We start from the raw sequence: 7,234 nt of genomic DNA on the forward strand, positions 1-7,234 counted from the left end.
GCTGGTGTTGACCTGTCAAACGTCGGTGAGCAGGCGGTGGGCTGGTGGCCCGATTTCGCTGCGGGAGCCGACGGCTCGATCGGCGACGTGCCCGCCGCCACTGAAGCGTCGGTAACGGACATTTCGGAACTGCCGTGGCTCGACCTCACCGCCGAGTACCAAGTCGGTTTCACAGGTGCTGACCTGTTCGGGACTGGGGATGAAATCGCCGAAGGTGCGATCGAGTCTTTCCCGGGCCCGGAGAGTTCCGCGACGCCGAAGGAATCACAGCCCCCGTTGGAGGAACCTCGCTCACCGGCCGGTCGCACAACAGCTCACACGCAGGAAGAGTCCGTGTCGGGCATGTCGCCGTCGCGGGAGCACAGGACCGCGCTGTCCGACGACGACATCGCTCGGCTAAACCCTAGCGGCCTGGATTACCCCGCGAGCGCCGACCATCCATTCGCCGGCAAACCCGCAGGCATGCCAACGGATACCTGGTCCGGGCTTGCCGCGAAGAGCAAAGCGGTGAGCGAGCCGGCGATCCATGCCGACTCGGTGTCGTCTCGGTGGGCACGCAGGTACATCAAGTCGGAATTTCCGCATCTGCTGTCCGTCAATGCCGACAATTTCCTCTGGTACGACCACGTTCCCAGGAAGCTACGGCCGAGGCTGCGTGAGTGGTACCACGATCACCTCTCGGACAGTAAGCCGAACAACAACTGCGCGAAGTGCATCGAGGCAACCGACAAAGCGATGGACAACATTGCCGCGAAGGCGCCATGGGTGACACAACCCGCAAAAACGGGCACCGCTATCCGTAACTACTTCCATACGACCGAATGGAATCAGTTTTATTCGTGGGACGCTGTGATCAGGCACCTGAAGAAGACCCAGCTTGGGTCTCGTGCGATCGTGTACGTCGAGAAAGAAACACCTAAGAACGAAGAACCTATCGGCCACGTCTTCAACGTCATCAACCGACCCGAGGGCGTCGTCTTCCTGGATGGCCAGAGGGGAACGCTCGGCGAGCTTTCGCCTAAGGCGACTAAGATCATTCTCGCCGAGTACTCCGGGCGGAAGTTGGAGCACCCAGACACAGATCACCAGCTTCCCGACGAGGATGGACTGCCCAGTGTCCTGACTGGCCCCGCGACACCCGAAAACGCACCACAGCCCGGTCGGCACGACACTGGCACCAGCATTCCCAACGGGCTGAAACCAGCCGGGAACAACACGGGCTCGACTGCCCACCCCGCTGCGACCGTGGCCCTTCCCGAGGGGACGCCGGCCGCAACCCTTCCAGACACACGTCCGCAGCGCACCCGGGCGGTCCAGCCAGACACGCCGCCGTCGACAGCGGCGGACGCTCCCCCACCAGGCTCACCGGCAGCACCGGACACGCTGCTGCTGGAACGCGACTCGCCACTGCCCGGCCCTGGAGCGGCGCCGCCTGCTTCGCAGCCACCCGCAGCTGCCGAGACGGTTTGGATGGACGCGCCGACGAGCGCGGTGCCGTGGACCAACGACCGCGGTGACCAGGTCGGCGTGTCGTTTTCCGCACCGCCACCGTCGCCTGTGGCAGTCACCCCGGACACCACGCGCGCCCCGGCGCCGAGCCGGTCGGTTTGGCCGTTGGCCACCAGCGGTGGTGCCCGGGTTGGTACGCACTTTTCCTCGACGTTGTTCCCAACGGGGGCGAGTCAGCAGGAGCGGCGTCCGAGCGACACGCCTTCCGGCGGCATGTCGCCGGTATTCGACTCGGTGCCGGACGAACAGCCACATGAGTCGAGCACGACGGTCGGGACTTACTCCGCCGCTCAACGGGTTGAGGCGCAGCTTCGGATCGTTGAGCCGGTTCCGGAGGTGCCGGCTGACCTGGTTGCCGAGCCGCTGCGTCACGATGGTGTCGAGCTCGTCGTTGAGGTAGCTGGGGCCGGGCTCGCTCCGGCGCAGATGAGGGCGTTGGTGGCGCACGCTCGGGATCTGGCGGAGCAGGCGGTGGTGCGTGCGGGGCGTGGTTTTGCTTCTCCGGTCGTTACCCTGCACGCCGCCGATACCACATCTGCGGCTGCGGTGGAGCAGGTGTTGGCCGGTGGGATCATTGAGCATGCCAGCCGGGTGCGGGGTGTGCCTACGACCGTCGCCGACCTGGGCCTCACTCTGACCATCACGCCCGCGCCCGCGCTGCGGTCTGGCACCGTGGAGCTGCGGGTTGACTGGGAGCTGCGCGGTCCCGGTCACCAGACGCTCGACGCCACCGGTCCGGAACGCCGCCTTGCTGAGCCGTTGGAGATTACTGCCGCCGACGACTGGCTGCCCAAGCGGCACAACGTGCTTGACGACATGAGTTGGGCGCACAGCACCGCCGCTACCGCGGAGTGGATGATTGATCCTGACCCGGTGACCGAGGAGGAACGCGAGGCCGCGCGGCACGACGCTGTGCCGGTCAGGGTGTCTGCGGAGGATGTCGGGCCGACGACGGCGACGCTCACGCCGGCACTGCGGATCTCGTCGTGGCGGCACCCGATCGCTTACGACCACGCCCGCTACGAGGTTCGGCCCGGCAAGTGGGTGCAGGAATATACGGTCCGGCTGCGGTTTCAGGTGGACCGTGGCATCGACGTGCGGCGAATCGTCGACCGTGCGCAGGCGGGTCTTGATCGGCTTTTCAACGACCCCGGCTACCGTCTGCCCAGTGGTGACAGCTTGCACATGCGGGTGCTGCACGATCCGTCGCCTGTCGCGCACGTGGTCATCGCCGTCGGGCCTGCGGGCGGCAAGACGGACATGCTGCGCTGGGCCGAGAACGCCGACGAGTTCACGCTGGCCCACGAGGTCGGGCACTTCTACGGCCTGTATGACGAGTACGTCCGCCGCGATGAGCATGGTGATGACTGGGTGTTCCGCGGCGCGGGCTCGAACCGGGTCGTCGCCGACGACGGTTTGTTCACCGAGCACCTGAAGCACTACCTGCACGAGCTGCGGGAGAAGGGGCGTACCGACCTCCCGCCGCCGTCGGTGAAGCCGCGCCACCTGTGGTTGCTGGAGAACCGTGCGCGGGCACTCGGCACCACCGTCGCCGTGCCGTCCTCGAGTGTGGTTACGCAGGCCTCCGCCGCAGCCGTGGAGCCGGCGACTGTGCCGGTTCCGGAGGCGCCGACCGACCAACCCGAGCCCGACCGCAGGCGCCCACGCGACGAGGAAGACGAGCCGGACGCCGAGGAACCGGTGGCGAAGCGACCTCGGACGTCGGGTGTGGAGGGTGACCCGCTGAGGCAGCTCGCCGACGAACTTGCGCTCATCCACCGGCACCTCGCAGCGTTTCCTGCGGAGTCTCACCCTTATCTCCGAGCGCGGGCATGGATCGCCTCGGAGCTGCTGGACAGGTTGCGGGAGAACCCGCTCGAGGTGCCGGACGTTGTGGTGCTCACCCGGGAGCTGGCGGTCGTCCGAGAGTTGGCCGCCCATATGCGGGAGCCGTTGGCCGGCCGCAGGGTGGCCAACGACATCGCGTGGTTGCCGCTCGCGGACGCCAACGGCAAGCACAACGTGCTGGCCATGGCAGCTAACAAGGACGCAGCAGAACTCGCCGCCGACGTCAGCAAGTACAACGACCTCGGCACACGCCTGCTCGAAGGCGTGGACTACTTCACAAACGAAACCGTCGAAGTCGTCGCGGACTGGGCCAACGACACCAGCACGATCCGCCTCTACCTAGAGGCGGACGGCGACTCGGAGACGGAAGGCTCGGGGTTCCTTGTGCGGTTGAAGGACGATCGTCGGGTGGTCGTCCCGCCCCATGTGATGGCGCAACTGGTCGCCGCCAGCGAGGATTTTCAGCGCATGACTGCTGGACTAGTGCGTCCCACGCTGCTTTTGCAAACTGAGAACGATGATGACGTGTGTTGGTGTGAAGAGCTCAACATCGCCATGCTCGGCCATCTCCGCCAGTTGACGGGGCCGTGGAGGGCTTTCCACCACGAGGGAATGCGCGAGCACAACAAAGACGGTGTTCTGCTGGAGGGTCACGGGTTCAGCCCCGGCCCCGCACTAACGCTTTCCGACGTCCGATACGACGCGCTCGGGGACGGTATCACCTTCGACCTTCGTCGTCCCGCCCGCGAGCGCGTCGCCACTTCGAAGGAGACGCTCGTCGTGCGGTTGACCGGCAGCGGGCGTGCCGCCAGGGTCGTGCTGTCCAACGGTGTGCTCATGGATCTCGGGGGTGCCGAGATCGGGGCGCTGGTGCTGGGCCACGCCGGCTTTCAGGCGTTTCTCGAAAAGGGGTGGCGGGTGCTGCTCGACACGGACGTGACCGAGGTACGGGTCAACTATGGCGGCCTTGGTTTCGATTTCGCGGGTGCGCTCCGGAAGGAAAATATTTTTAACGACGTCTACCTCCGTTCCGCTGACGGCAAGGAGACGCTCGTGTCGGTCCCGCGGGCCGGGGACCTGCAAACGGCGGAGATTCTCGACAACGTTGGTGAGCTCCTCGGCGAGTTCGTGCGCTACGTCGGCGACGACTCGAAACTGAACGAGGTGCGGACCTGGGCAAGCCGCACGGATTTTTCTTCCTACCAGTTGGACGGGCAGGAGCAGGAGGTGAAGGCGCCGAGGGGATACCTCTATTTCGTTCGGCCCAATGACAGTGGCTTCGGCTACCTGGGGTTGCGCACCGACGGCAAGGCACTCGACGACGTGAGGCCCGGCGACTTGGGCCGGTATCTGGGCGACGATCCCAAACTCCGCGACACGATGGGGCAGAAGGGGGCGGGCAGCGGAGCCGAGGGCGTCGAGGAACCGTTCGTGTGGTTGGGCGTCGAACGTCCGGTCATCGGGCTCGAGGAGATCGCCCGCAGCTACGTCTCCGCTGGCTTCTCGCGGACCACCTGGGGCTCGCTGGGCGAAGTGCAATTCGGTGCGGACGGAATCCTCAACATGGTCGGGGGAGGCTTGGCGCGGATCGTCCCGATCGCGCCCGGTCCCGAACACTTGGCGAGTTACGATCGGGCGAGCGCCAAGCTGGGCGTGCGAGGCCAGTTTTTCCCGACGGGCGCCTTCGAACGCGCACTCTGGTCGCTGAACGCGATTCGGGACCGGCCGCTGAACAACTGGATCTACTGGGTCCTCGATGCTGAAGGCGATGCCGCCGACGAAGAAATGCTCGACATCGCTATCCCGTATCTCAGTCCGAGCCGTGCGTATACCGCCCGCACGTTGATTTTCGAATCCCACAGCGTGGAGAACCTAGGGTTTGTGTTCCGGATGAATACAAATCGCCCCCACCACCTTGGAGACATTGTGCGGCTGTCGGGGGCCCCGAGCGCGAACGCGATCACTGGCAGCCAGATGTTCCGGCTCGCAGGCGAGGTGGGCGAGCTGATTATGATCAGCTGTAGCGGAGACGCTTTCTCCCAGGCCAACGCGATTAGCTCGGCGTCCCAGATGCGGGAGTGCTGGGACCGCGGGCTGTCCCGGCCGCGGATCATCGCCCCGAGCGATGTCGTAATTGTCATGGACGCTAGCAGTGCCCGCGTCGTCGAAAACGGCGGTCACTTCCGCGAGGTGCTCCCTCCGGGCTCGGTTCAGCCCGAGCCGATTCCGCTGAGCGACCTCGCTACCAATCAAATCGACCCAGTGTGGCTCATCGGCGACGACCAGACCAACGTGCGTCGCGCCGCCCGCCGGGTCGCGCGGTCCGCGATGTGGCGGCTGGTCAACGACGCGCCGCTGCCCAAGGTAACGGTCAGCGGCTACGGCGTCGACTACGCGGCAGGACAGGCACAGGCAGGGAGGGCGGCCGCGATCTTCTACAGCGAGCTGGTGAGCGAGTTCGAGCGACTGCACGACATGCAACGGCCGGTGACGTCCAAGGTCCCGCTGCGGGTGTTCGCGATGACCTACGCCGATCTGCAGCCCGGCATGCCCCTGGGCGACGCACAGGTAACTGTTGCTCTGGACTACCGTGAGCTGGGTGGGTCGGCAGTGACCCAGCGTTTTGACCGCTACGAGGCGACCATGCGCGCATTTGCCCGGCTCGACCCCCGGTTGTGCCCATAGCGCTACAACGGAGCGCCCCGTTGTAGCGCACCGAAATGAGGAACCACCAGGGATCTCGTGACTGAGACGACTGAAGACGCTGCGGAACGGGATAGGCAAGGCAATCACAGCGGTACCGCACTGCCGCCGTGGTTCACTACCCTGGCCCGTGGAGTTCCAGAAGTCGGCTAGAGGCGCTGATCAGCAGCGGTGAAGGCCATCAGGTTCTACGCCGACACCGGGATCGTGCCGCCGACCGACCGCACCCCGGGCCGGCCACGCGGAAGTCCTGGTCCTGGGTGCGAGCTTCCACTGGTGGGCGTACAGGAAGTACCCCATGCCTCGACCTCGTCGAGGCATGGGGTAACCGCCGACCATGTCGGGCGCGATTTCGGCGCCGATCCCGCTGAGGGCTAGGCGCCCTTTGAACACATCGAGTACGTGGAGTGGCGGTGGCGAAAGCACGAGCGCCACCTCACGTACGTCGTGCGAAGGCCTCGTTTAGGCGTCGCCCGGCAAGGCCGGGACGCCGGGCGCTCCGCTCGGGATGCCGGGGGTCGGCAGGACGCAGAGGTGCACGCCCGGCGCTCCGCTCGGGACGTCGGGGGTCGGCAGGACGCCGGGCGCTCCGCTCGGGCTGTCGCCGTTGATGGGCAGCGTGGACTGTGCCGGGGTGCTGGGTGCCGGAACGCCGTGGTCGGGCGCGGTTCCGGGCAGCGGGCACTGAACGGTCGGAACGGCGGGCGCGGGCACATCGGCAAGCGCGGTCGACGAGCCGGCGAGCACGCCTGCGGCGGCGAGGCCCGCGAAAACGAGTGACCGGTTGAGTCGAATGTTCTTTATTTGAGGATCTCCGCTGTGTCTTGGGCGTTCCGGGCGGTCGCCAAGGAACAACAACCACTGTGCTGGACGCGATGGAAGACGGGCGCTAAGCGACGACGTATTTTTTCCTTATGTGAGTTCGGGCGGATCGAATTGCCCGTGTGTGCCTCGCGCTTGCCGCTCTCGTTTAGCCCGTGGTACCGATTACTTATGCGCGTGCTGGTGGCGGAAGATCAGAAAGTGATGGCCGACACGGTCGGCGAGGGACTGCGCGACATCGGTCTAAATCCTGTCCCGGGAAGCGCAGGCCGTGAGGTGGCGGTCGGCGTTCAGTGGGTCATGGTGAGGTTGCGCATGAGGGCTACGCCGCGTGCGGCGTGCCAGACGCCGT

Annotated in this window: 2 protein-coding genes and 1 pseudogene; 2 read left to right on the forward strand and 1 reads right to left on the reverse strand. The window is 66.0% G+C overall.

Translation table 11 applies throughout. The features are described 5' to 3' along the window. The first annotated feature begins 36 nt into the window (after positions 1 to 36). Positions 37 to 6,042 (forward strand): toxin glutamine deamidase domain-containing protein, encoded by a 6,006-nt coding sequence (locus tag AB0I53_RS48830; protein WP_358617885.1) that lies wholly within the window; start codon positions 37 to 39, stop codon positions 6,040 to 6,042. A gap of 480 nt (positions 6,043 to 6,522) precedes the next feature. On the opposite strand, the gene AB0I53_RS48835 is transcribed toward AB0I53_RS48830, so the two are convergent. After that, positions 6,523 to 6,807, reverse strand: a complete 285-nt coding sequence (locus AB0I53_RS48835) for a hypothetical protein (protein ID WP_358617887.1) — start codon at positions 6,805 to 6,807, stop codon at positions 6,523 to 6,525. 246 nt (positions 6,808 to 7,053) lie between these two features. On the opposite strand from AB0I53_RS48835, the pseudogene AB0I53_RS48840 reads away from it, so the two are divergent. Continuing rightward, a pseudogene (locus AB0I53_RS48840) lies at positions 7,054 to 7,234 on the forward strand (hypothetical protein); the annotation flags it as partial.

It is taken from the genome of Saccharopolyspora sp. NPDC050389 (genome assembly GCF_040655595.1).
GTDB lineage: Bacteria > Actinomycetota > Actinomycetes > Mycobacteriales > Pseudonocardiaceae > Saccharopolyspora.